Genomic DNA, 23,468 nt, shown 5'->3' with positions numbered 1-23,468 from the left:
TGCGCGTGCACCGACGCTCAGCCCACGAACGGCAGCCCCAGCACCCGTACCCGCAACCGCACCCGGCCCCCTACGCGGACCCGGGCCCGTACTCGGACCCTCAACCCCCCGCCCCCACCCCGCCCTTCAACGCCCCCGCCGCCCGGCAACTCCGTATCGCCCTCGGCATGGGCCCCGAGCACGTCGCCTACGGGATGCGCTCCTCGTACGGGCTCCCGTACGTCACCCCGGACATGGTCGCCGCCTGGGAACACGGCGCCGTCGCACCCACCAACCCCGAACTCACCGCGCTAGCGGGCGTGTTGTGGTGCTCCACGAATGAACTCACCGGCACACCCAGGACCTTGCGCGAGCACCGCATGGCCCAAGGGATCGCCGCCGAGGACATCGCCCGTGCGGTCGGCCTCGAACTCTCCGCCTACCTCGGCATGGAGGAGACCGAGGAGTGGCGCGGTACCGATCGACAGTCAGCCGCCCTCGCCGACGTGCTCGACCTCTCACTGCCCGACCTGATCACCGTCACGGGACGCGAGGCGAAGCTGACTGATCTGCTCCGCAGCGCGGTGACCACGCGCTGGAAGGCCTACGTGCGACCGACCGTCAAGCTGCTGTCCCTGGAACGGCATCTCGACCGGCATCCCGACCGTCACCTGGGTCGCCACCCCGAGCGGCACCTCGATCGGCACCTCGACCGGCATCTCCTGGAGGACGTCCTCCAGGAGATGCACGCCGACTACCAGGGCCTGGTGGCCGCCACCCTCACCTGGGCCAACGGCACCGCCGCGACCGACTCGGGCGACACCGGCCGCGACTACCTGGACCGGATCGTCGACCACTTCTGGTCACTGGTCCAGCGCACGGCCGCCTACTGACCCGCGCCCGCCGCACCGCAGGCGGAACGACCTAGAACACCGACTCCGCCTCGTCCATCCGATCCTTCGGCACCGTCTTCAGCTCGGTCACCGCCTCCGCCAGCGGCACCATCACCACCTCGGTGCCGCGCAGCGCGGTCATCCGGCCGAAGTCGGCCCGGTGCGCGGCCTCGACCGCGTGCCAGCCGAAGCGCGTGGCGAGCACCCTGTCGTACGCGGTCGGGGTGCCGCCCCGCTGGATGTGACCGAGAATGACCGGCTTGGCCTCCTTGCCGAGGCGCCGCTCCAGCTCGTACGCCAGGGCCGCGCCGATGCCCTGGAAGCGCTCGTGGCCGAACTGGTCGATCTCGCCGTGGCCGTAGTCCATCGAGCCCTCGGCCGGGTGGGCGCCCTCGGCGACACAGATGACCGCGAACTTCTTGCCGCGGGCGAACCGCTCCTCGACCATCTTCACCAGGCTGGCCGGGTCGAACGCGCGCTCGGGCAGGCAGATGCCGTGCGCGCCCGCCGCCATGCCCGACTCCAGCGCGATCCAGCCCGCGTGCCGGCCCATGACCTCGACCACCATCACCCGCTGATGGGACTCGGCGGTCGTCTTCAGGCGGTCCATCGCCTCCGTGGCGACCCCGACCGCCGTGTCGAAGCCGAACGTCCGGTCCGTGGACGAGATGTCGTTGTCGATGGTCTTCGGGACGCCGACCACGGGCAGGCCCGCGTCCGACAGCATCCGCGCCGCCGTCAGCGTGCCCTCGCCGCCGATCGGGATCAGCACGTCGATACCGAACTGGTGCGCCATGTCCTGCGCGTTCTCGCAGGCCTCGCGGAGCCGGTCACGCTGGAGGCGCGAGGAGCCGAGGATGGTGCCGCCGCGGGCCAGGATGCCGCTGACGGAGTCCAGGTCGAGGGTGCGGTAGCGGCCGTCGAGGAGGCCGGCGTAGCCGTCCTCGAAGCCGATGACCTCGTCGCCGTACTGGGCGACCGCTCGGTGCACGACCGACCGGATCACTGCGTTCAGGCCCGGACAGTCGCCGCCTGCGGTGAGAACTCCGATACGCATCGTGCTGTGTCTCCTGCTCGTCCTGATCGTCCTGATCGGTGTTGTTACTTATGAGCCAGTCCGATTGTTTCACGGCCGCCAGGGGGGCGCCGCGCCCGTCCACCCCCGTCCACGGCTCCCCCACCGCACGGCCACCGTCCGCCCGCCGCCACCGCCAAGCTGATGGGCGCCTTATCCATGGTCAGAGGTATTGTCAAGAGGGTTTCCGTCCACCACGACGGTGATTTTCGTTCCCACCTACCGAAACCACCTACTGAACCCACCTACCGAAACCCACCTACCGAAACCCACCTACCGAACCACACGTCCTACACGTCCCACATGAAACGGAGAGCACACGTGACGCGCAGCGTGTACGTGACCGGTATCGACCGCGGCGACGGCCGCCAGGTCGTCGAGCTGGGGGTCATGGAGCTCCTGACCCGCCAGGTCGACCGGGTGGGGGTGTTCCGGCCGCTGCTGCACCACGGACCGGACCGGCTCTTCGACCTGCTGCGCGCCCGCTATCGGCTCACCCAGGACCCTGCGACCGTGTACGGCATGGACTACCACGAGGCGTCCACGCTCCAGGCCGAGCACGGCACGGACGAACTCGTCTCCACACTCGTCGAGCGGTTCCACGGCGTCGCCCGCGACTACGACGTCGTCCTCGTCCTGGGTACGGACTTCGCCGACACGCAGTTCCCTGACGAGCTCTCCCTCAACGCCCGGCTCGCCAACGAGTTCGGCGCCTCCGTCATCTCCGTGGTCGGCGGGCGGAAGCAGACCGCCGAGTCCGTGGCCGCCGAGACGCACAACGCCTATCGCGCGTACGACGGCCTCGGCTGTGACGTCCTCGCCATGGTCGTCAATCGCGTCACGCCCGCCGACCGCACCGAGATAGCCGAGCGGCTCGGTGACTCCCGGCTGCCTCTCCCCGTGCCCTGTTACGTCGTCCCCGACGAGCCCGCGCTCTCCGCGCCCACCGTCGCCCAGATCACCCACGCCCTCGGCGGCAAGGTCCTCCTCGGCGACGACTCGGGGCTCGCGCGCGACGCGCTGAACTTCGTCTTCGGCGGGGCCATGCTGCCGAACTTCCTCAACGCCCTGACCCCGGGCTGTCTGGTCGTCACCCCCGGCGACCGCGCGGACCTCGTCGTCGGCGCCCTCGCCGCCCACAGCGCCGGGACCCCGCCCATCGCCGGTGTTCTCCTCACCCTCGACGAGCGGCCCAGCGACGAAGTCCTCACCCTGGCCGCCCGCCTCGCCCCCGGCACGCCGGTCGTCGCCGTCGAGACCGGCTCCTTCCTCACCGCCTCCGAACTCTTCTCCATGGAGGGGAAGTTGAGCGCGGTGACACCGCGCAAGGCGGAGATGGCGCTCGGGCTCTTCGAGCGGTACGTCGACACCGCCGAGCTGCGCGGCCGGGTCTCCGCGCCGAGCAGCGACCGCGTCACGCCGATGATGTTCGAGCACACGCTCCTCGAACAGGCCCGTGCCGACAAGCGCCGTGTCGTCCTCCCCGAGGGCACCGAGGAGCGCGTCCTGCATGCGGCCGAGGTGTTGCTGCGGCGCGGGGTCTGCGACCTCACCCTGCTCGGGCCCGTCGAACAGATCCGCAAGAAGGCCGCCGACCTGGGCATCGACCTCGGGGACAGCATGCTGGTGGACCCGGCGACCTCCGAGTGGCGGGACTCCTTCGCCGAGAAGTACGCCCAGTTCCGCGCCCACAAGAACGTCAGCGTCGAGCTGGCGTACGACGTCGTGTCCGATGTGAACTACTTCGGCACGCTCATGGTCCAGGAGGGGCTCGCCGACGGCATGGTGTCGGGGTCGGTGCACTCCACCGCCGCCACCATCCGGCCCGCCTTCGAGATCATCAAGACCAAGCCGGACGCCGACATCGTCTCGTCCGTCTTCTTCATGTGCCTCGCCGACAAGGTGCTGGTCTACGGCGACTGCGCGGTCAACCCGGACCCGAACGCCCGGCAGCTCGCCGACATCGCCGTCCAGTCCGCCGCCACCGCACGGCGGTTCGGGGTCGAGCCGAGGATCGCGATGCTGTCGTACTCCACGGGGACGTCCGGCTCGGGCGCCGACGTCGACAAGGTGCGGGAGGCCACCGAGATCGTGCGCTCCCGGCGGCCCGACCTGCTGATCGAGGGGCCGATCCAGTACGACGCCGCCGTCGAGCCGAGTGTCGCGGCGACCAAGCTGCCGGACTCCGAAGTCGCGGGCCAGGCAACGGTGTTGATCTTCCCGGACCTCAACACCGGCAACAACACCTACAAGGCCGTGCAGCGGTCGGCCGGCGCGCTCGCGGTCGGGCCGGTCCTGCAGGGGCTGCGCAAGCCGGTCAACGACCTGTCCCGGGGCGCGCTCGTCCAGGACATCGTCACCACGGTCGCCATCACGGCGATCCAGGCCCAGACTCCCGCGTCCCCCGCCGGCACACCCGCCGCACCCGCCACACCCGCCGCCCAGTGACCCCCTCCGACGACAGAAGGCACCCGACCACCGTGACCGCCACCCGCGTCCTCGTCCTCAACTCCGGCTCCTCCTCGGTGAAGTACCAGTTGCTCGACATGCGCGACAGCGGCCGGCTGGCCGTGGGGCTGGTCGAACGGATCGGCGAGGAGAACTCCCGGCTGAAGCACACCCCGCTCACCGACGGGGGCGCCTCCCGCGAGCGCACCGGGCCGATCGCCGACCACGAGGCCGCTCTGAAGGCCGTCGCCGAGGAGCTGGCCAAGGACGGGCTCGGCCTCGACTCCCCCGAGCTGGCCGCGATCGGGCACCGCGTCGTGCACGGCGGGCAGAGCTTCACGCACCCGACCGTCGTCGACGAGACCGTGCTCGCCGAGATCGAGCGCCTGATCCCGGTCGCGCCGCTGCACAACCCGGCCAACCTGACCGGCATCCGGACCGCCCGCGCGCTGCGGCCCGATCTCCCCCAGGTCGCCGTCTTCGACACCGCGTTCCACACGACGATGCCGGAGTCCGCCGCCCGCTACGCCATCGACGTCGAGACGGCCGACGCGCACCGCATCCGGCGCTACGGCTTCCACGGCACCTCGCACGCGTACGTCTCCCGGGCCACGGCCGAACTGCTGGGCAAGGACCCGTCCGAGGTGAACGTCATCGTGCTGCACCTCGGCAACGGGGCGTCCGCCTCGGCGGTCGAGGGCGGCCGGTGCGTGGACACCTCCATGGGGCTGACGCCTTTGGAGGGGCTCGTGATGGGTACGCGGTCCGGAGACATGGACCCGGCCGTCATCTTTCATTTGATGCGTGTTGGCGGAATGTCCACGGACGAGATCGACACTCTCCTCAACAAGAAGAGCGGTCTGATCGGGCTGTGCGGCGACAACGACATGCGGGAAATTCGCCGCCGGATCGACGAGGGCGACGAGCGGGCGCAGCTGGCCTTCGACATCTACATTCACCGGCTGAAGAAGTACATCGGCGCCTACTACGCGGTGCTCGGCCGGGTGGACGCGGTCGCGTTCACGGCCGGTGTCGGCGAGAACGCGGCGCCCGTGCGGGCGGCGGCCGTGGCGGGCCTGGAGGGGCTGGGCCTCGCGGTCGACGGCGAGCTGAACGCCGTACGGAGCGGTGAGCCGCGGCTGATCTCTCCGGCCGGCGCGCGGGTCGCGGTCGCGGTGGTGCCGACGGACGAGGAACTGGAGATCGCGGCGCAGACGTACGCGCTGGTCGGAAAGAACGACTGAGCCACATATGAGCTTCGAAAAGAACAACTGAGCAAGACGGTCGAGCGAAGACAACCGAGCAAGGACAACTGAGCAAAGAACAGAACAGCTGAGCAATACACGCGGGTAACACGACTGAGCGCATAGCCGCCCATTTGTACATTCCATCAGACGGAATATTCCGTAGCGAAACAAACCGATAGGATCGCCCCATGCGCCGTTCGAAAATCGTCTGTACTCTCGGCCCCGCGGTCGACTCCCACGAGCAACTGGTCGCCCTCATCGAGGCCGGCATGAACGTGGCCCGTTTCAATTTCAGCCACGGCAGCCACGCCGAGCACCAGGGCCGCTACGACCGGGTCCGGGCCGCCGCCGCCGAGACCGGCGTGGCCATCGGTGTCCTCGCCGACCTGCAGGGCCCGAAGATCCGTCTGGAGACCTTCGCCGAGGGTCCGGTGGAGCTGGTCCGCGGTGACGAGTTCACCATCACCGCCGAGGACGTGCCGGGCGACAAGCAGATCTGCGGTACGACGTACAAGGGGCTGCCCGGTGACGTCTCCCCCGGCGACCAGGTCCTCATCAACGACGGCAACGTCGAGCTGAAGGTCATCGAGGTCGACGGCCCGCGCGTGCGGACCGAGGTCATCGAGGGCGGTGTCATCTCCGACCACAAGGGCATCAACCTGCCCGGCGCGGCCGTCAACGTGCCCGCGCTGTCCGAGAAGGACGTCGAGGACCTGCGGTTCGCCCTGCGGATGGGCTGCGACCTGGTGGCGCTGTCCTTCGTGCGGGACGCGAGCGACGTGCGGGACGTCCACAAGGTGATGGACGAGGTGGGCCGCCGGGTCCCCGTCATCGCCAAGGTGGAGAAGCCGCAGGCCGTCGAGAACATGGACGACGTCGTGATGGCGTTCGACGGCGTGATGGTCGCCCGTGGCGACCTGGCCGTCGAGTACCCGCTCGAGAAGGTCCCCATGGTGCAGAAGCGGCTCATCGAGCTGTGCCGCCGCAACGCCAAGCCGGTGATCGTGGCGACCCAGATGATGGAGTCGATGATCACCAACTCCCGCCCCACGCGCGCCGAGGCGTCCGACGTCGCCAACGCGATCCTGGACGGCGCGGACGCGGTCATGCTGTCGGCGGAGTCCAGCGTGGGCGCGTACCCGCTGGAGACGGTCCGGACGATGTCGAAGATCGTCTCGGCGGCCGAGCAGGAGCTCCTCTCCAAGGGTCTGCAGCCGCTCGTGCCGGGCAAGAAGCCGCGTACGCAGGGTGGTTCGATCGCCCGTGCCGCCTGCGAGATCGCCGACTTCCTCGGCGGCCGGGCCCTGGTGGCCTTCACGCAGTCCGGTGACACCGCCCGCCGGCTGTCCCGCTATCGCGCCTCCCAGCCGATCATCGCGTACACCACCGACGAGTCCACCCGTAACCAGCTGGCGCTCAGCTGGGGTGTCGAGTCGCACGTCGTGCCGTTCGTGAACAGCACCGACGAGATGGTCGACCTGGTGGACCACGAGATGATCAAGCTCAACCGTTTCAGTGAGGGCGACATCGCGGTCATCACCGCCGGCTCGCCCCCCGGCGTCCCGGGCACCACGAACATGGTCCGGGTGCACCACCTGGGCGGCGGCGCCCGCGACTGACGCCGTCGCGGCAGGTGCCGTAGGACAACGCCGAGGGCGCCCCCTGGAACAGGGGGCGCCCTCGGTGTGTTGCGGCTCCCGGAAGGGTCCTGTACGGCGCTCGGCCGGCCGTGGCGGCTGCTCAGTCGGTGGTGTACTGGTGCAGCCCCGGCACGGTGAGCGTCCCGCCGAACTGTCCCGCCTGGACGACCTTCACCTTGGTGAAGTAGATCAGCGGGATGTTCAGCGGCGGCGGGTGCTTCGGGTCGAAGGTCACCGGGATCAGACCGAGCAGGTTGCCGGAGATGCTCTCGGTGTACATGACCGTCTTGCCGTCGCGGATCGTGGACGTCGTGCCCTTGCCGGCCTGCACGTGGTAGGTCACGCCGGCCTGCTTGTCGTCGACCGTCTGGTGGAGGTCGCCGATGTCGGTGCCGTCGGAGATGACGTACTTCAGCACCTCCTTGACCGTGCCGTCGGCGGTCTTCACCTTGACGATGCCCTGGTAGTCGGCGCCCTTCAGCAGCAGCGAACTGGCGTTGAGGTACCAGGGGTCGTCGGGCAGCGCCGGGATGCCCTTCTCCACGCCGCTCTCGTCGTCCGTGGCGACCGGACAGCCTTCCGTGTCCGTGCTCTCGCTCGGCGACGGGCTCGGCGTCGAGGTCGCGTCGTCCGCGGTGTCCTCGGCGGTGTCCTTGGTGTCCCCGGCGGTGTCGGTGACGTCCTTCGCGGTGTCCTCGACCTTGTCGGTGGCGTCGTCGGCGGTGTCCTGCGCGTCCTTGGAGGAGTCCGAGCCCGTGTCCTCGTCCTCGTCCGAGCCGGAGGCGTCCTCCGAGGCCGAGGGCGAGGGGGACGGGCTGGTGGACGCGGACGGCGTGGTGCTCTCCGTCTCCTCGTCGTCCGGCGTGAACACGTCCTCGATCGCGTTGCCGATGTCCTCCAGGACGTTGCCGCTCCCACTCTCGGAGGCGGCCTCCGACGGTGTGGCCGAGGCGTCGCCGGCGGACGTGTCGGCGGTGTCGGTCGACGTGGAGTCGCCGGCCGTCTCCTTGTCGTCGGAACCTGAATCCGACGAAGAGGAGTCGTCCGAGGACGAGTCGCCGGAGGCGGAGTCGTCGGAACCGGAGTCGTCCGAGGAGCCGTCGTCGGAGGACGTGTCCTCGTCCTTGGGCTCGTCGTCCGGGGAGTCGGCGCTCTCCGACGCGGAGGCGGACGGCGTCGGGGTCGGCGAGGCGGACGTGTCGGTGCCCTCCTCGGCGCCCTCCAGCGCCTCCACGCAGTCCTTGTACTCGTCGGCCGTCAGACTCAGCTTCGCCGGGTCCTCGGCGCGGGCGAGGGTGGTGGTGGGTGTGAAGCCCATGCCCATGAGGACCGCCGTGGGCATGGCCGCCAGGGCTATCGCCTTGCCCGCCGGCATGTTCAGCCGGGTGAGAAGGGGCTTCTTGGGCGCCGCGTGCCGCGGTCCGGATCTCGCACGGGACTCTCCCACCGAAGTCCCGTGGGTCACCTCGTCAGCCGGCACTGTGCCTCCCGTTCGTCCCGTTCGTGGGGGTGGTACCTGACAGGTCGTCGCCCTCGCCGTTCGCCGCCCCGCTCATCGAGCCCGCTGCCGCGGGCTCCGGGGCGTCGCCCTTGTGCAGGGGGACCGCACCTTGCTGTGCCGTGTTCTGGGCTGTCGTGTCCTCGGGAGCCCGGGACCGTGCCGGGGTCCTGTACGTGGACGGCACCGCCGCCTCGTCGCCACCGGGCGCCCAGGCGATGGCCAGCGCACCGCCGATCAGCGCGAGCAGGAAGCCGAAGCCGAAGCCTCCGAGGTTGGAGACGGGGATGGACACGAGCGCCAGGAGGATCGCCGCCGTACCGGCGAAGGTGCGTACATGCCGCTGGAACCACAGGCTGACCCCGAGCACCACCAGCAGCACGCCGATGATGAGGGAGCCCGAGCCGCCCGTCGTCGCCATGGCGAGCGTGAGGTGACCGAGCTGCAGATTCGCGTACGGGAAGTACATGATCGGGAAGCCGCTGAGCAGGACCAACAGGCCTGCCCAGAAGGGACGGCTGCCCCTCCAGTCGCTGAAGCGCCGCCGGAGGACGCGGAGATAGTCTTCGTTCTGCCCCGTTGGCTCGGCGCTCATGGACAACAGCTCCCTGGAACGGTGTTGCTGTGACAAGTTCACGTACGACACGTACGAGGCGCGCGTACGGAATTCACGTACGGAGTGCGCGTGCGCGGCGGTCGCGCGCACGGCGGGAAGGACGGGCGGGCGAAGAAGCACAGGCCCCCTCACCCGCCCAGGGAGTGCCTAGTAGCACTCCACGGTGCCCTTGTGGAGCGACATCTTCAGGTTGCTCAGCTTGAAGGTTCCGGCAGTGGTCGCCCACGCCGTCTGCTTCACGTCGGTCAGCGTGGCCGAGTCGGCCTGCTGGGCGAACCCGTAGGGGTTGGCCTGCTCCGAGCCACCCTTCATGCCAGGACCCTTTTTGGCGTCCTTCGCCGCCACACCGATGTCGATGCCGCGGAAGACGGCATCGGCCGAGAGGTCCTCGACGTCGATGTAGAGGTTCTCGGCCTCGACCTTCTTGCCACCGGTACCGGCCGTCAGCTTGAGGCTGACGCTACCCAGGAACGGGACACCCGGGGTGACGACCGACTGGCACATGTTGGTGATCGACGCGGACCTGAACGCCGAAACGGCGACGGGGTGAACCGTCTTCTCGCCCTTGAGGGTGTAACCCTCGTCGAGCGCTCCGTACTGCGAGAAGCCCGTACCGTCGAGCTGGTCAGCCGTCACCTTGAACGACTGGCCCGACACACTGAACGACGCTGCGAGAGCACCCTGTGCCAGGGCCACACCTATCGCTGCTGTAGCGGCGACGCTGGGCACCATGACCACAGCGAACCGCTTCCATCTGGTCCCGCCACGCACCTGGGACTCCATATTTCCTCCTTCTCGGACGTACATCTCCTGTACACCGGTTCGCCCCTTGGCGGCGGCTCAGCCGGACAGGGATGGGAGAAGTGCTACGTCCTCGGGAAGGAGAGCGCCTGAGCTCGGTGGCGCGAAAAGCGTCCGAATCACCGGCGATCACCCCCGAGCGACAACCACTGGTCGCGCCTGACACGCATCACGCACAACCTGCTGGACAGGCTCCGCCGTTGAGCGGAGACCCCCCTGCCCAAGAGACAGGCGCCACTGTCGCCCGCTCTACTCGGTGGGGACCCAGAAAAACCGTTGACCCGACTGGCTGGCGGGGTACGGGACAGGACCGAGCGTCGCCGATCGTGGTGCATTCTCGCCGCCCCCGCAAGGGGGGTCGTTACTGGCTAGTAACGGACGGATAACCGAACAACGACCCATCGGCATCGGCGAGCAACCCTGGGTGGCGCCGAGTGAGGCGACACAACGGTTGACAGATGGACAGAGTCCGACAGATCGACGACTTTCTCTTACTGCCAGTAACAGCGGCCGCGTTTACCAAGATTTGGTAAAACGCGGCCGCGGTGTCGCTGTGTCGCCAAATCTCTCACTCGCGCAACACACGTCCCGGTACTCCGGGAACGGGTGGTCCCGGCCCCCCGAACCCCGCCCACCACAGCCGACGCTCAGCCGATGCACTGGTTCACACGCGGGGTTCACATGTGGGGTTCACGTGTGAGGTTCACATGTGGATCAGAACAGCGCCCGCGCCAGCGCCCGCCGCGCCGCGGCCACCCGCGGATCGTCGCCGCCGACCACCTCGAAGAGCTCCAGCAGCCGCGTCCGTACGGCGTCCCGGTCGTCCCCGGCCGTGCGCCGCACCGTGTCGATGAGTCGACCGAACGCGTCCTCCACATGTCCGCCGACGAGGTCGAGGTCCGCCGCCGCGATCTGCGCCTGCGCGTCATCCGGGTTCTCGGCGGCCGCCTTGCGCACGTCCTGCGGGTCGGCGCCCTGCACGCGCTGGAGCAACTCGGCCTGCGCGAGGCCCAGTTTGGCCTCGGTGTTGCCCGGGTCGTCGCTCAGCACGTTCTTGTACGCCTGCACCGCACCGCCGAAGTCGCCCGCGTCCAAGGCCTGTACGGCGGCTTCGAGCAGGTGGTCGTACGGGCCGGCCGGGATCTGCGGGGCCGCCTCGACGGGGGCGTCGGACTCGGCGTCCGGGTCCACCACGAGGCCGGTGAGCCCGAAGCGCTGCTCGGCGACCTGCACGAGCTGGTCGAGGGTCGAGCGGATCTGCTGCTCGGGGGCGGCCCCCTGGAAGAGGGGCAGCGCCTGCCCCGCGACAACGGCGAACACCGCCGGAATCCCCTGGATCCCGAACTGCTGCATCAACATCTGGTTGGCGTCGACATCGATCTTGGCGAGGACGAACTTGCCGTTGTACTCGACGGCGAGCCGCTCCAGCACCGGGCTGAGCTGCTTGCAGGGCTGGCACCACTCGGCCCAGAAGTCGATGACGACGGGTACTTCGGTGGACCGCTGCAGGACCTCGCTCTCGAACCCGGCCTCATCGACATCGATGACCAGGTCGACCGGGGAGACCGCTCCTCCGCCGCCCTGCCGGGCCGATTCGGCGCGCGCCTGCTCCGCCTTCGCCTTGGCCTCCTGGGCCGCCTTCACCGCGGCGAGGTCGACGACTCCGCTCATGGACATGTTCCGTGGCTGCATGAGTACATCCTCCCCCTTCCGAGCACTCAGGTGAAAAGCGTCCTGAAAGCCAGGCATCCCCCCAAGCTTTCGCTACGACTCGTAGCGTAACCGCCCCGGCGACTCTCCTGTACCCCTCACTACCCACTCCCCAGTGATCTGCCTCACGACACCCCGGGGAAGTTCGGGAACGGCCGGATATGGTCGGCGGATGCAGAGCCGCACCCCCGCCTCCCGCGCCACGGGCGGCCGTCCGCGCAGCGCCGCCGCGGACGCCGCGATCCTGGCGGCGACCCGGGAGGCGCTGGTCGACCTGGGCTGGTCGAAGCTGACGCTGGGCGACGTGGCGACGCGGGCCGGCGTCGCGAAGACGACCCTCTACCGCCGCTGGGCCGGCAAGAACGAACTCGTCGTGGACGCGGTGGCGGAGCTCTTCGACGAACTCCGCCTGCCCGACCGGGGCAGCCTGGCGGCCGACATCGAGGGCGTGGTGCTCCAGTTCGCGGCGATCCTGGCCCGCCCGGAGGCCAGGAGCGGACTCATGGCGGTCATCGCCGAGTCGACCCGCGACGACGCCCTCCGCGAACGCATCCGCGCGTCCATCGTCGACCGACAGAAACGCCTCGTCGTGGAAGGCCGCTCCCGCGCCCAGGCCCGCGGCGAACTCCCCCCGGAGACCGACCCCTCCACCGCCTCCCACACCACCGACCTCGTCTTCGACGTCGTGGCCGGCGCGGTCGTCCACCGCACCCTCGTCAGCGCGGAACCCGCGGACGAGGAATGGGTACGGGACTTCACCAGGCTGTTGTTGCTGGGCTTGCGAGGCGCGGCGTCGGAGCCGCCCTGATTCGCGGCCCGTAGGGGGCGCGGGGAACCGCGCGACAGGCCACGACGCTCCGACACGTACGAACGCACGTCACCCCCTCTCGCCTCCCAGCGGGGGCCTGGGGGCTGCCGTCCCCAGAGGGGGGTCGAAGGGGCACCGCCCCCGGGGATGGGAACGGGTAAGGGGTAAGGGCCGGCGGGGGCGGAAATCCCCACGCCCGCCCCGACCCGACCCGACCGCTCCTAGAAACCCGGCGGCTCCGTATAGACCCCCCACTCCTCCCGCAGCACCCCACAGATCTCCCCCAGCGTCGCCTCGGCCCGCACCGCGTCGAGCATGGGCTCGATCATGTTGGCCCCGTCCCGCGCGGCCGCGAGCATGGCGTCGAGCGCCCGCCCCACGGCCGCGTCGTCCCGCGCGCCCTTCCGCCCCGCGAGGACCCGCACCTGCTCCCGCTCCACCTCGTGACTGACCCGCAGGATCTCCAGATCGCCCGTCACGGACCCGTGGTGGACGTTGACACCGACGACCCGCTTCTCGCCCTTCTCCAGGGCCTGCTGGTACCGGAAGGCCGACTCCGCGATCTCCCCGGTGAACCACCCGTCCTCGATCCCCCGCAGGATCCCGGACGTGATCGGCCCGATGGGGTGCCGTCCGTCGGGGTGGGCCCGCAGCCCCCGCTCCCTGATCTGGTCGAAGATCTTCTCCGCGTCCGCCTCGATACGGTCGGTCAGCTGCTCGACGTACCACGAACCACCCAGCGGATCGGCCACGTTGGCGACCCCGGTCTCCTCCATGAGCACCTGCTGCGTCCGCAGGGCGATCTCCGCGGCCTGCTCGGACGGCAGCGCCAGGGTCTCGTCCAACGCGTTGGTGTGCAGGGAGTTGGTGCCGCCGAGCACCGCGGACAGCGCCTCCACCGCCGTACGCACCACGTTGTTGTACGGCTGCTGCGCGGTCAGGGAGACCCCGGCGGTCTGCGTGTGGAACCGCAGCCACTGCGCCTTGTCGGTGCGGGCCCCGTACACGTCCCGCATCCACCGCGCCCAGATCCTGCGCGCCGCGCGGAACTTGGCGATCTCCTCGAAGAAGTCGACGTGCGCGTCGAAGAAGAACGACAGTCCGGGCGCGAACACATCGACGTCCAGCCCCCGGCTGAGCCCCAGCTCCACATACCCGAACCCGTCCGCGAGCGTGTACGCCAGCTCCTGCGCGGCCGTGGCCCCGGCCTCGCGGATGTGGTAGCCGGAGACGGACAGCGGCTTGTAGGCGGGGATCTCGGCCGCGCAGTGCTCCATGAGGTCACCGATGAGGCGGAGATGCGGCTCGGGCTGGAAGAGCCACTCCTTCTGCGCGATGTACTCCTTGAAGATGTCGGTCTGGAGCGTGCCGTTGAGCACCCGCGGATCGACGCCCTGCCGCTCGGCGGCGACGAGATACATGCAGAAGACGGGAACGGCGGGCCCGCTGATCGTCATGGAGGTCGTGACGTCCCCCAGCGGGATGTCCTTGAACAGCACCTCCATGTCGGCGGCGGAGTCGATGGCCACCCCGCAGTGCCCGACCTCCCCCAGGGACCGGAGTTCGTCGGAGTCCCGCCCCATGAGCGTCGGCATGTCGAACGCGACGGACAGCCCCCCGCCACCGTTGGCGAGGATCTTCTTGTACCGCTCGTTCGTCTGCTCCGCGTTCCCGAACCCCGCGAACTGGCGGATCGTCCAGGTCCGCCCCCGGTACCCGGTCGGATACAGCCCGCGCGTGAACGGATACTCCCCCGGCCACCCGATCCGCTCGAACCCCTCGTACACGTCCCCCGGCCGGGGCCCGTACGCGGGCTCCACCGGATCCCCGGAGAGCGTCGTGAAGTCGGCCTCCCGCTTCCGCGCGGAGTCGTAACGGTCCTGCCAGCGGCGGCGGCCCTCTTCGATGGCGTCAGCGTCCATGACACCAATTTACTTGGACGTCCTAGTAAATGACAGCGACGCAGGCCAGGACGCGCGCGCGAGGCACCCAAAAGCACCCGTTACGCTCGACGCCATGAAGAAGAGCGTCTTGACCCGCTACCGGGTGATGGCCTACGTCACCGCTGTCCTGCTGATCCTGCTGACGGCGGGCGTGATCGGTAAGCGTCTGCTGGACCTGGACGGCTTCGACAGCTTCGTCACGGTGATCGGCTTCGCCCACGGCTGGCTGTACGTGCTGTACCTGGTCTTCGCCTTCGACCTCGGCAGCAAGGCGAAGATGCCGCTGGGCCGCCTCGCCTGGGTGCTGCTCGCCGGCACCGTCCCCACCGCCGCCTTCTTCGTCGAACGCAAGGTGAGCCGCGAGGTCGAGCCGCTGATCATCAAGGAAGCGGCCCCGAACCCCGCCGCCGCCTGACAACCCCGTACCGGGAGCCGGCGGCCGCCGGTCAGCTCTCCTCGAAGTCCCCCGCCGCCACCCGCAGCGGCCGGAGCATCGCGAAGATCTCCGCGCACTCCTCGGCGTCGTAGACACCGAGGCCGAAGTCCATGGACATCAGGTCACGGGTGGCCGCGTCGCAGACCTCGCGGCCCTTGTCGGTGATGGAGGCGAGGGTGCCGCGGCCGTCGTTGGGGTTGGGGCGTTTGTCGACGAGGCCGGACTTCACCAGGCGGTCGACCGTGTTCGTCACGGACGTCGGGTGCACCATGAGCCGCTCGCCGATCTTGGACATCGGCAGCTCGCCCTTCTGGGAGAAGGTGAGCAGCACGAGAGCCTCGTAGCGCGCGAACGTCAGGCCGTACGGCTTGACCACCGCGTCGACCTCCGCCAGCAGGATCTGCTGGGCGCGCATGATCGACGTGATCGCGCCCATGGACGGGACGTTTCCCCAGCGCTGCTTCCAGTGCTCGTCGGCGCGCGAGATGGGATCGAAGGAGAGGCTGAGCGGCTTCGGCACGGCATCGACCTTACCGGCCGGTCACATGTTGGTCAGCCCCGTCTCGCTTTTCGGTCACATTGGTCCGCCGCGTCACCTGACCTGGATCCACTTCGCCTTCGACGGCGTGCCCTCCCCGTCCGTCACGAAGAGCATGTACCAGCCGGGCGGGACGAGGGTCCGGTCGTCCGGTACGTCGACGGTGACCGAGTCGCGGGTCCTGGTCACCTCCAGGGCGATGGAGCGCTGCTCGACGTCCGTGCTGTGGGTCACGGCGCTGGGACGGATGAGGCGGGCGTCGGCGACGCGTTCGGGGTGGGTGGTGGCGAAGGTGGCTCGGCCCTTGGCGTCGATCTCCTGGGGGCCGTCGCCGAGGACGGGCCGCTTCCTGCCGTACTTGTGGAGGAGGGGCGGCGTGTAGATCTCCATGCGCTGCTCGAAGTGGCCCAGCTTGGTGTTCCGCTGGTCGTCGAAGAGCGGGTCGGAGCCGAAGGTGGCGACCCGGCCGTCGGGCAGGAGCAGGGCCTCGGAGTGGTAGTTGCGGCCGACCTTGGGGGCGGCGGCACCGCGGAAGGAGTTGGACCTCGGGTCGTAGAACTGCGCCTTGAGGATGTTGCTGGCGCTGCGGCCCCGGTAGTCGCCGGAGCCGTTGGAGGTGAAGACGGTGTCGTCGGGCATGAGCACGCTGTTCAGGTAGCGGGTGCCCTGGGGGAGGTCGGGGCCGTCCTCGAAGGCCGGGTTCTCCTTCTTGAGGTCGATGACGGCGGTGCGCGAGGTCGCCTTCCCCGACTCACCGACGCCTCCGCCGCCGAGGATCATCACCTTCTGGTCCTGGGCGGGCGGCAGCAGTACGGACGCCGAGGTCTCGGTCCGGTCGAGGTCGGTGAGGCCCTTCACCTTCTGGAACCTGTTGGTCCTCAGGTCCCAGATGCCGGGTTCGCGGCCGAGGTCGTCGGGCCCGTAGCCGGCGTTGGAGGCCGGGTAGAAGAGCTTGCCGCCCCGGATGAGGAAGAGGGCGGGGTAGGTGGGGAAGTACCGCTGCGGGCCGGGCTTCCACTTCTTGGTCCTCGGGTCGTAGATCTCGTTGTCACCGGGGTCGACCACACCGACGTCGTCGAGGCCGGAGACGGCCAGCACCCGCCCGTCCGCCAGTCCGACGAGCGTCGGATACCAGCGGGCCTTCCTCATCGGGGCGACCGGCACGTACTTCTCGGCCTTCGGATCGAACTCGTACGCCGCCCTGATCCCCTGGAAGTCCTGCTTGTCCAGGGTGATCTTCTCGGCGAGGCCGTACGTGTTGACGGCGTCCTCGCCCTTGAGGCCGAGGATCTCGTACTGGGCCCGCCCGGGCGTGACGGATCCGGCGCCCTTGTCCACGGCCTCGACGAAGACCCGGGCCTCGCTCGCGGTGACCTCGGTCTTCCAGGGCCGCATGACACCGGCCGCGTCGTGGGTGATGCCGAAGGTGCGCCTGGCCTTGGGAACGGTGACGTCGAAGCGGCTGACGTACTCGACGCCGGAGGGCGAGCGGAAACGGGTCCCCTTCTTCAGGACGACCGCCTTGTCGGGGTTCTCGTTCTTCACCCGCATACCGCCGCCGGCCCGTTCGACCTCGCTCTCCAGCAGCTCGTAACGGGCGGTGCCGCCGGCCACCAGGAGGCGGCCGTCGGGGAGTTGGGCGTGTCCGGCGCAGAAGAAGTCCACGGGGGTGGGGATCTTCCTGTACGTGTTCCGCGCCGGGTCCCACAGGACGGTGTCGAAGGATCCCTTGTCGAACTTCTTCTGCTCGTTGCCCGATCCGGCGACGATCAGCACCTTGCCGGTGTGCAGCAGGGCCGCGTGTATGGCGTTGGTGCGGAACCGCTCGGGGATGTCGACCTGGCTCCAGGAGCCGTATCTGGCCTGGTAGTCGGGTTGGGCGATCTTCCACTCGTGGTATCGCTCCTGCGCGAAACCGATGGCGGCCGGGGCGTTGAGACCGGCGAGCAGCGCGACGGCGCCGACCCCGAGCAAGGTCTTCCTGGTCTTCTTCGAGGGTCGGTGTGCCATGGGTCAGTTACCTCCTGTCGTGGTGCCGGAGACGGAGGGGGCGGCGGGTGCGGGTGCGGGGTTGGGGGTGGGGGTGGGCGGGGTCGCGAGGGCGGGCTTCCTCCCCTCGGTGAGCCGGGTGAGGGCCCACACCCCGACGGGCGCGAGCGAGATCGCCATGGCGAGGACGGCCCAGGTGCGCATGGCCACATGGGTGTGGCCGAGGACGAACGACGCGGTCAGCGACGAGGCGAGCACGGCCGCCCAGAACAGATGGATCCGGAAGGTCAGCAGCCGGTCGGGGCTCACGTCGCCGCCCTTCGGCGTGACGACGAAACGGCAGGGCAGCCGGAGCACGGCGGCGCCCAGGGACTGCAGGTAGACGGGCGCGGAGAGCGCCGACATCGCCATCCCGGCGAGCCCGCCCGACCCTTCCGGTTCGTGCGGCGAGACGTTGTGCCTGCGGTTCCACAGATACAGCCCCACCTGGAGGGCGGCCGCGTCGCTGTAGAGCATCAGCCAGACGGAGGCGGTGACCTGCGTGCCGGATGCCCCGAACCAAAGGAACAGCACACAACTGACGATTCCCAGAAGCCAGTTGACGGCCGTCATCGGGTAGTAGACGAGCATCAGCGTGTACGAGAAGAGGCGCCCTGGGGGCATCGTGAAGGGCGCCTTCCAGTACTGCTTGAACAGCGTCTCGTAGGTCCCGCGCGACCAGCGCATCTGCTGGGCGAAGAAGTCCGTCCAGGACGCCGGCCCCTCCCCCACCGCGAGCACGTCGGGCGTGTACACGGACCGCCAGTGCCCGCGCGTCCCGGGGTTCCGGTGCCGGTGCAGTTCGAAGCCGGTGGCCATGTCCTCGGTGATGGAGTCGTACAGCCCGCCGATCTGCCGCAGGGCCGCGACGCGTACGACGTTGTTGGTGCCGACGAACATGGGGGCGCGGTAGCGGTTGCCGGCGCGCTGGATGAGGGCGTGGAAGAGGAACTGCTGGGATTCGGCCGCCTTGGTGACCGGGGTGACGTAGTTCCCGTACACCTGCGGTCCGACGACGAAGGCGACGTCCGGGTCGCGGAAGTACCCCAGCATCCGCTCCAGGAACTCGGGGAGCGGCACGTGGTCGGTGTCGACGGAGGCGAAGAACTCGTACTCCTCGCCGTGCCGGGCGATCCACGCGTTGTAGTTGCCGTGCTTGGTACGGGCCTTGTGGGCGCCCTTCGACCGGTTCCACTCGGGTACGCCCCTGCGGGAGAAGTGCCGGACGCCGAGTTCCGCGCAGAGCGCCTTCGCCCGGTCGTCGTCACCCTCGTCGAGGAGCCAGATGTCGAGGTGGCCGTCGTGGCGGATCCGCGTCGCGCCCTCCAGGGTGGCCCGGACCATGGCGAGGGGTTCCTTGCCCGGGACGTAGGTGGTGAGGAAGGCGACGCGGGTGCCGGGTTCGGGGACGACCGGTACGGGATCGCGCGCGACCATCGTCGCGTGGGCGATCGACGCCACGTTGACCACCATGAACAGCTCGATCAGCCCGATGGCCGTCAGCATCGTGACGTCGAGCCCGACGAGCCAGGGGTCCCCGCCCTCACGCTCCACCCAGTGCGTGGGCCAGACCAGATAGACGAGCAGGCCGCCGGTCAGCAGCGGCGCCAGCGTCATCAGCAGCACGGCCCGTATTCGATGCGGCTCCCGCGAGAGAAGCCTGCGGTATTCCACCTGGTACGCCGATCCCGCGGGCTCCGTGAGCGGCCCGGCGAGTCTGCTGTGGCTGTCGTAGTCGTACACCTCCGACCGCACGGCGCCCTCCACTGATCGAACGAGCCGATACCCACACGAAAGGGCCAATTGAGTGGCGAGTCCAACTAATTAGGCTGATCGGGTGGGTGGGGGCACGGCGGTGCGGGCCGGAAGCACGGGGCGCAACCCCTGCTTTTCAGGGGCGCGGGGAACCGCGCGACCAGCCCCCGCCCACCCGCGGACGACCGACACACCTGAACGGGGTCGACGGGGCAGCGCCCCTGGGATGGGAACGGGCAGGGGCGGCGGGGGCGGGGGCGGGAAAGGCACCCGGCGGACTCAGCGGCCGGCCGTCTTCCGGAGGTGGTGACGGACCGCCCGCTGGGCCACCGGCCCGAGGCTGTCGAGCGCCGCCGCGAGCGCCGTCAGCTGTTCGAGGGCGGCGAGCGCCGCGCCCGCCCCCTCCGGATCGACCCCCTCGTACAGCTCCAGCCCCACGAAGGACGCGGCGACGGCCCGGGCCAGCCCTCCCGCGTCGGCGAACTCCCCGAGTGGCGATGTCGCCAGGACCCGCCGCAGCACCCCCTCGACCTCCGCGATCCACAGATCCAGCCCCGCCGCGGTCGCCGGCGCCAGCCTGGGATGGGTCTGCGCCCCCGCGAGGAGCTGCCCCAGAACGGCCACATGCCCCTCCGCGCGCTCCTCCTCGTGCATCTCCCGCCCGAAGGCCAGCAGCTCCGCGAGGGAGCCGATCGTCGCCAGCCGCTCCCGGTGGCGGGCGACGCGCCGCTCCGCCCCGTACCGGCACGCCGCCGCGAGGAGTTCGTCCACGGATCCGAAGTGGTAGAAGACGAGCGCCTGGTTCACCCCGGCGGTCGCGGCGATCGTGCGGGCGGACGTCTTGGCGATCCCCTGCTCGACGAGGGTCCGCAGCGCGCCCTCCAGCAGCTTCGCCCTGGTCGCCTCGCTCACGCCCGCGCCTCCTCGCGGACCGGCCGCAGACCGGGCCGGACCCCGCACACCCGGACGTCGTCGTAGGTCGCGGCGAAGGAGCCCTCGTAGCCGAAGAGCGGCCCGACGTACCGGTTCACCACCCGCACGCGGATGCGGAAGCGTCCGGTCCGCTCGTCGAACCGCTCCCGCACCTCCGCCTCACCGCCGATGAGTTCGGGGACGCGGACGTCGACCGGCCCCTCCCGGAAGCGGTGCTCGCCGGAGCGGATCAGCAGCGACCCGTCGGCCTCCGCGCTGAAGTGCAGGTCGCTGGCGAGGTGTTGGTGGGTGCCGAGGTAGTCGAGGACGCGGTCGCCCTTGGGGCTCAGCACCATCTGGGCGTCGAACCGGCGGGCCCGGCCGGGCAGGTCGAAGGTACGCACGAAGGTCACCGTCTCACGGCCGTGGCCGTCGACGTACGGCACGTTCTCGATGGTGAAGGGGACGTTCCGCCCCTCGCGCGGGACGAGGATGTTGCGGGTGCCGCCGAGCGCGAGGAACGGCTTCACCAAGCCCCGCCCGTGCCAGACACGGTCCATCACCCCCCGGCCGGTGCAGGCCTCGCCGCTCGCCAGGCCGACCGAGAAGCGGCGGCGCAGTTCGGGGTGGAGCCGGTCGAAGTCCGCCCCCATGACCGTACGGAAGATCGAGGCCGGAGCGGTCGTCGGAGACGAGGCCGTCGGGGTCGTCACGTCCATGGCCGGCTATCCCTTCAGGGTCGCGAGCAGGCGGGGAGCACGCGCGCGTGCGGGCGGGGTCCGCAGACAGCGGCGGGCGGACGGGGTACCGGGCAGGGGCGGCACGATCAGGGCGGCCAGGGCCGCCGCCATGGCCGCCACCGGCGTGGCGAACATCGCCGACGGCGCCCAGGGGCCCGCCGGGTCCGCCAGAGCCCCGTACGCCAGTCCGGCGCAGGCGACCGCGATCGTCAGCGCGCGTACGGCCGCCTCGGCGAGCCAGCTGCGCAGGGCACGTTCGGGGGTGATGTCCCGCTCCAGCCACAGACGGAGGCGGTCGAAGGACCAGGCGGTGGCCCAGCCCATGAGCGGGCGGAACAGCAGCCGGTCGGCGATCGCGCCGGGACGGCCCCAGCGGGGGTGGTAGTCGTAGCCGGTGAGGAAGCGGACCTCCGCGCCGTCCGGTACGTAGCGCCAGTAGCCGCCGCCCTCGGCGATCAGGGAGAGCGGGTGCGGCGAGGCGAAGCGCAGCGCCGAGGTCCGGGTGCCGTCCGGGCGTTCCTTCTCCCCGGCCGAGACTCCCGTCCCGGCGACCGTCAGGCCGGGGAGCACGCGGGTGGCGTACCGGAAGCGCTGCGGTTCGCCCTCCGCGCGCGGGAGGTGGTCGATCTCGGTGAAGCGCAGGTCCCAGCGCTGATGGGAGGCCGGGTCCTGGGTGCGCGCCCACAGCTCGTCGAGGTCGGCCCGTATACGTGCCTCTATGTAGAGCCCCATCCTGTTCCCCCAGTTCAGCGCGTTTTTTGAGCGACTGCTCAAGCGACTGGACAAGACCGTACACCGATTTGAGCGATCGCTCAAAAAGTGCGGCACGAGAAAACCCCGGCCCAGAAGGACCGGGGTCACGAAGCAGGACCGGGGTTCACCAAGCAGGACCGGGGTTCACCAAGCGGCGGTACGGGCTACTGGGCTACCGGGCTACGCGGACAGGTGGCGCTCCACCGTCTCCACCTTCGACGTCAGGCCGTCCGTGACGCCGGGCCTGATGTCGGCCTTGAGGACGAGGGAGACGCGGGGCGCGCGCTCCTCGACGGCGGCGACGGCGCGGCGCACGACGTCCATCACCTCGTCCCACTCACCCTCGATCGAGGTGAACATCGCGTCGGTCCGGTTCGGCAGGCCCGACGCGCGGACGACCCGTACGGCCTCGGCGACGTACTCCCCCACGTCCTCGCCGACGCCGAGGGGGGTCACGGAGAAGGCGACGATCACGCTTTCACCGCGCCTTCCTCGTCGGCGCGGGTGGCGATCGCCGCGTGGACCGCGTTCTCGGCCTCGCGGCGGAGCCTGCGGTCGGCGAAGAAGCCGCCGGTGGGCAGGACGGAGAGGGCGAAGTAGAGCGCGGCGGTCTTCAGGGGCCACTTGGTGCGGTTCCAGGCGTCGGCCCAGAAGACCAGGTACAGGATGAAGAGGATGGCGTGGACCCAGCCCATCACCGGCACCGCGTTGAACTCCGTGGTGCGCTTCAGCACCGAGCAGACGAGCAGCAGCAGGAAGGAGACGGCCTCGGGGGCGGAGACGAGGCGCAGGCGGCGCAGGGCGGAGGCGGTCTTTATGTCCACGGGTCACCTTCGGTGGGGTCGGCGGGGCGAGTCGTCGCGTCGCGGGTCGATCTTTGTGAACGGAAGCACAAGCGCCGTCCATTCTGGCATCCGTCAATCTCACGACGTCCCCTAGGGTCCCTTCAGGGTCGAGATCCACCTCTGGGCCCTGTCCTGTCCGCCATCGGGCGGTTACCGTCACCGCGTGGCAATGTTCCGACTTCAAGGCAGCAAAGTGCTGGCCGTCGACATGACCGGGGACGCCGTGAAGGCGAAGAACGGCTCGATGGTCGCGTACGACGGTCAGATGTCGTTCAAAAAACTGAGCGGCGGTGGTGAGGGCCTGCGCGGGATGGTGACGCGGCGCCTCACGGGCGAACAGATGACGTTGATGGAGGTGACCGGGCAAGGGACCTGCTGGTTCGCGGACCGGGCGTCCGAGATCAACCTCGTGAACCTTCAGGGGGACAAGCTGTACGTGGAGTCGAGCAATCTGCTCGCGACGGACTCCGGGCTGCGTACGGGCACGAGCTTCACGGGGCTGCGTGGCGCCTCGCAGGGCAACGGCCTGTTCACCACGACCATCGAGGGCCACGGCCAGGCGGCGATCATGTCCGACGGCCCGGCGGTGGTGCTGCGGGTGAGCCGCCAGTACCCGCTGACGGTGGACCCGGGGGCGTACATCGCGCACCAGGGCGACCTCCAGCAGTCCTTCCAGTCCGGTGTGACGTTCCGCACGTTCATGGGCGAGGGCGGCGGCGAGGCCTTCCAGATCCGCTTCGAGGGCGACGGACTCGTCTATGTCCAGCCCAGCGAGCGCAACACGGTGGCGGGAGACGTGTGAC

21 protein-coding genes are annotated in these 23,468 nt (G+C 69.8%); 7 read left to right on the top strand and 14 right to left on the bottom strand.

What is annotated here, in order from left to right:
* The first annotated feature begins 5 nt into the window (after window positions 1–5).
* Window positions 6–872, top strand: coding sequence for a helix-turn-helix transcriptional regulator (locus OG272_RS33915; protein ID WP_327727767.1), 867 nt, complete (start codon window positions 6–8; stop codon window positions 870–872).
* 31 nt (window positions 873–903) lie between these two features.
* Here the strand turns inward: OG272_RS33915 and OG272_RS33910 are convergent, their stop codons facing one another.
* On the bottom strand, window positions 904–1,929 hold the full coding sequence (locus tag OG272_RS33910; RefSeq protein WP_326577301.1) for an ATP-dependent 6-phosphofructokinase: 1,026 nt from the start codon (window positions 1,927–1,929) through the stop codon (window positions 904–906).
* Between the two features lie 339 nt (window positions 1,930–2,268).
* Here OG272_RS33910 and pta point away from each other — a divergent pair, with 339 nt between their 5' ends.
* The 3 genes from pta to pyk all read left to right on the top strand — a co-directional run bounded on the left by pta (window position 2,269) and on the right by pyk (window position 7,261).
* The gene (gene pta / locus OG272_RS33905; RefSeq protein ID WP_405895425.1) at window positions 2,269–4,395 is read left to right on the top strand and encodes a phosphate acetyltransferase; all 2,127 of its coding nucleotides are present in this window, start codon (window positions 2,269–2,271) and stop codon (window positions 4,393–4,395) included.
* Window positions 4,396–4,427: 32 nt separating this feature from the next.
* Window positions 4,428–5,639: an acetate kinase gene (locus OG272_RS33900; protein WP_326577304.1), complete on the top strand. Its 1,212-nt coding sequence runs from the start codon at window positions 4,428–4,430 to the stop codon at window positions 5,637–5,639.
* A 191-nt stretch (window positions 5,640–5,830) separates the two neighbouring features.
* Complete coding sequence (pyk, locus tag OG272_RS33895) at window positions 5,831–7,261, top strand: pyruvate kinase (protein WP_326577306.1); 1,431 nt, start codon at window positions 5,831–5,833, stop codon at window positions 7,259–7,261.
* Between the two features lie 121 nt (window positions 7,262–7,382).
* Here the strand turns inward: pyk and OG272_RS33890 are convergent, their stop codons facing one another.
* The 4 genes from OG272_RS33890 to OG272_RS33875 all read right to left on the bottom strand — a co-directional run bounded on the left by OG272_RS33890 (window position 7,383) and on the right by OG272_RS33875 (window position 11,889).
* A complete protein-coding gene (locus tag OG272_RS33890; RefSeq protein WP_405895424.1) occupies window positions 7,383–8,762 on the bottom strand; it encodes a hypothetical protein in 1,380 nt (459 codons plus the stop codon).
* On the bottom strand, window positions 8,752–9,375 hold the full coding sequence (locus OG272_RS33885) for a DUF6114 domain-containing protein (RefSeq protein ID WP_326577310.1): 624 nt from the start codon (window positions 9,373–9,375) through the stop codon (window positions 8,752–8,754). The genes OG272_RS33890 and OG272_RS33885 overlap by 11 nt, the downstream gene beginning before the upstream one ends.
* Window positions 9,376–9,543: 168 nt before the next feature.
* Window positions 9,544–10,179, bottom strand: coding sequence for a DUF6230 family protein (locus OG272_RS33880; protein WP_327727771.1), 636 nt, complete (start codon window positions 10,177–10,179; stop codon window positions 9,544–9,546).
* Between the two features lie 732 nt (window positions 10,180–10,911).
* The gene (locus tag OG272_RS33875) at window positions 10,912–11,889 is read right to left on the bottom strand and encodes a tetratricopeptide repeat protein (RefSeq protein WP_326577314.1); all 978 of its coding nucleotides are present in this window, start codon (window positions 11,887–11,889) and stop codon (window positions 10,912–10,914) included.
* Between the two features lie 190 nt (window positions 11,890–12,079).
* On the opposite strand from OG272_RS33875, the gene OG272_RS33870 reads away from it, so the two are divergent.
* The gene (locus tag OG272_RS33870; RefSeq protein ID WP_326577316.1) at window positions 12,080–12,715 is read left to right on the top strand and encodes a TetR/AcrR family transcriptional regulator; all 636 of its coding nucleotides are present in this window, start codon (window positions 12,080–12,082) and stop codon (window positions 12,713–12,715) included.
* A 221-nt stretch (window positions 12,716–12,936) separates the two neighbouring features.
* Here OG272_RS33870 and OG272_RS33865 read toward each other — a convergent pair whose 3' ends face one another.
* The gene (locus OG272_RS33865; protein WP_405895423.1) at window positions 12,937–14,637 is read right to left on the bottom strand and encodes a methylmalonyl-CoA mutase; all 1,701 of its coding nucleotides are present in this window, start codon (window positions 14,635–14,637) and stop codon (window positions 12,937–12,939) included.
* Window positions 14,638–14,731: 94 nt separating this feature from the next.
* On the opposite strand from OG272_RS33865, the gene OG272_RS33860 reads away from it, so the two are divergent.
* The gene (locus tag OG272_RS33860; protein WP_326577320.1) at window positions 14,732–15,073 is read left to right on the top strand and encodes a DUF3817 domain-containing protein; all 342 of its coding nucleotides are present in this window, start codon (window positions 14,732–14,734) and stop codon (window positions 15,071–15,073) included.
* Window positions 15,074–15,104: 31 nt separating this feature from the next.
* Here the strand turns inward: OG272_RS33860 and OG272_RS33855 are convergent, their stop codons facing one another.
* The 8 genes from OG272_RS33855 to OG272_RS33820 all read right to left on the bottom strand — a co-directional run bounded on the left by OG272_RS33855 (window position 15,105) and on the right by OG272_RS33820 (window position 22,644).
* Entirely contained in the window at window positions 15,105–15,614 is a 510-nt protein-coding gene (locus tag OG272_RS33855) for a MarR family transcriptional regulator (protein ID WP_326577322.1), read from the bottom strand.
* Between the two features lie 72 nt (window positions 15,615–15,686).
* The gene (locus OG272_RS33850) at window positions 15,687–17,642 is read right to left on the bottom strand and encodes a galactose oxidase-like domain-containing protein (RefSeq protein ID WP_405895422.1); all 1,956 of its coding nucleotides are present in this window, start codon (window positions 17,640–17,642) and stop codon (window positions 15,687–15,689) included.
* A gap of 3 nt (window positions 17,643–17,645) precedes the next feature.
* On the bottom strand, window positions 17,646–19,415 hold the full coding sequence (locus OG272_RS33845) for a glycosyltransferase family 2 protein (protein WP_405895421.1): 1,770 nt from the start codon (window positions 19,413–19,415) through the stop codon (window positions 17,646–17,648).
* Window positions 19,416–19,694: 279 nt separating this feature from the next.
* Window positions 19,695–20,327, bottom strand: a complete 633-nt coding sequence (locus tag OG272_RS33840) for a TetR/AcrR family transcriptional regulator (protein WP_326577328.1) — start codon at window positions 20,325–20,327, stop codon at window positions 19,695–19,697.
* Window positions 20,324–21,046 carry a DUF4166 domain-containing protein gene (locus tag OG272_RS33835; RefSeq protein ID WP_327727775.1) on the bottom strand — a complete coding sequence of 241 codons (723 nt, stop codon included), beginning with the start codon at window positions 21,044–21,046 and terminating at the stop codon, window positions 20,324–20,326. Before OG272_RS33835 ends, OG272_RS33840 begins: the two co-directional genes overlap by 4 nt.
* A 6-nt stretch (window positions 21,047–21,052) precedes the next feature.
* Window positions 21,053–21,799, bottom strand: coding sequence for a hypothetical protein (locus tag OG272_RS33830; RefSeq protein ID WP_405895420.1), 747 nt, complete (start codon window positions 21,797–21,799; stop codon window positions 21,053–21,055).
* 201 nt (window positions 21,800–22,000) lie between these two features.
* Complete coding sequence (locus tag OG272_RS33825) at window positions 22,001–22,294, bottom strand: MTH1187 family thiamine-binding protein (RefSeq protein ID WP_326577333.1); 294 nt, start codon at window positions 22,292–22,294, stop codon at window positions 22,001–22,003.
* Entirely contained in the window at window positions 22,291–22,644 is a 354-nt protein-coding gene (locus OG272_RS33820) for a DUF3817 domain-containing protein (RefSeq protein WP_326577335.1), read from the bottom strand. The genes OG272_RS33825 and OG272_RS33820 overlap by 4 nt, the downstream gene beginning before the upstream one ends.
* 190 nt (window positions 22,645–22,834) lie before the next feature.
* On the opposite strand from OG272_RS33820, the gene OG272_RS33815 reads away from it, so the two are divergent.
* Window positions 22,835–23,467 (top strand): AIM24 family protein, encoded by a 633-nt coding sequence (locus tag OG272_RS33815; RefSeq protein ID WP_046708947.1) that lies wholly within the window; start codon window positions 22,835–22,837, stop codon window positions 23,465–23,467.
* Window position 23,468: the final 1 nt, after the last annotated feature.

Origin of the sequence: Streptomyces sp. NBC_00104 (assembly GCF_045160825.1) — a bacterium.
In the GTDB taxonomy this organism is placed as follows: domain Bacteria; phylum Actinomycetota; class Actinomycetes; order Streptomycetales; family Streptomycetaceae; genus Streptomyces.
The sequence above is the reverse complement of the archived record's forward strand: the minus strand, read 5'-3'. Positions and strand labels throughout refer to the sequence as shown.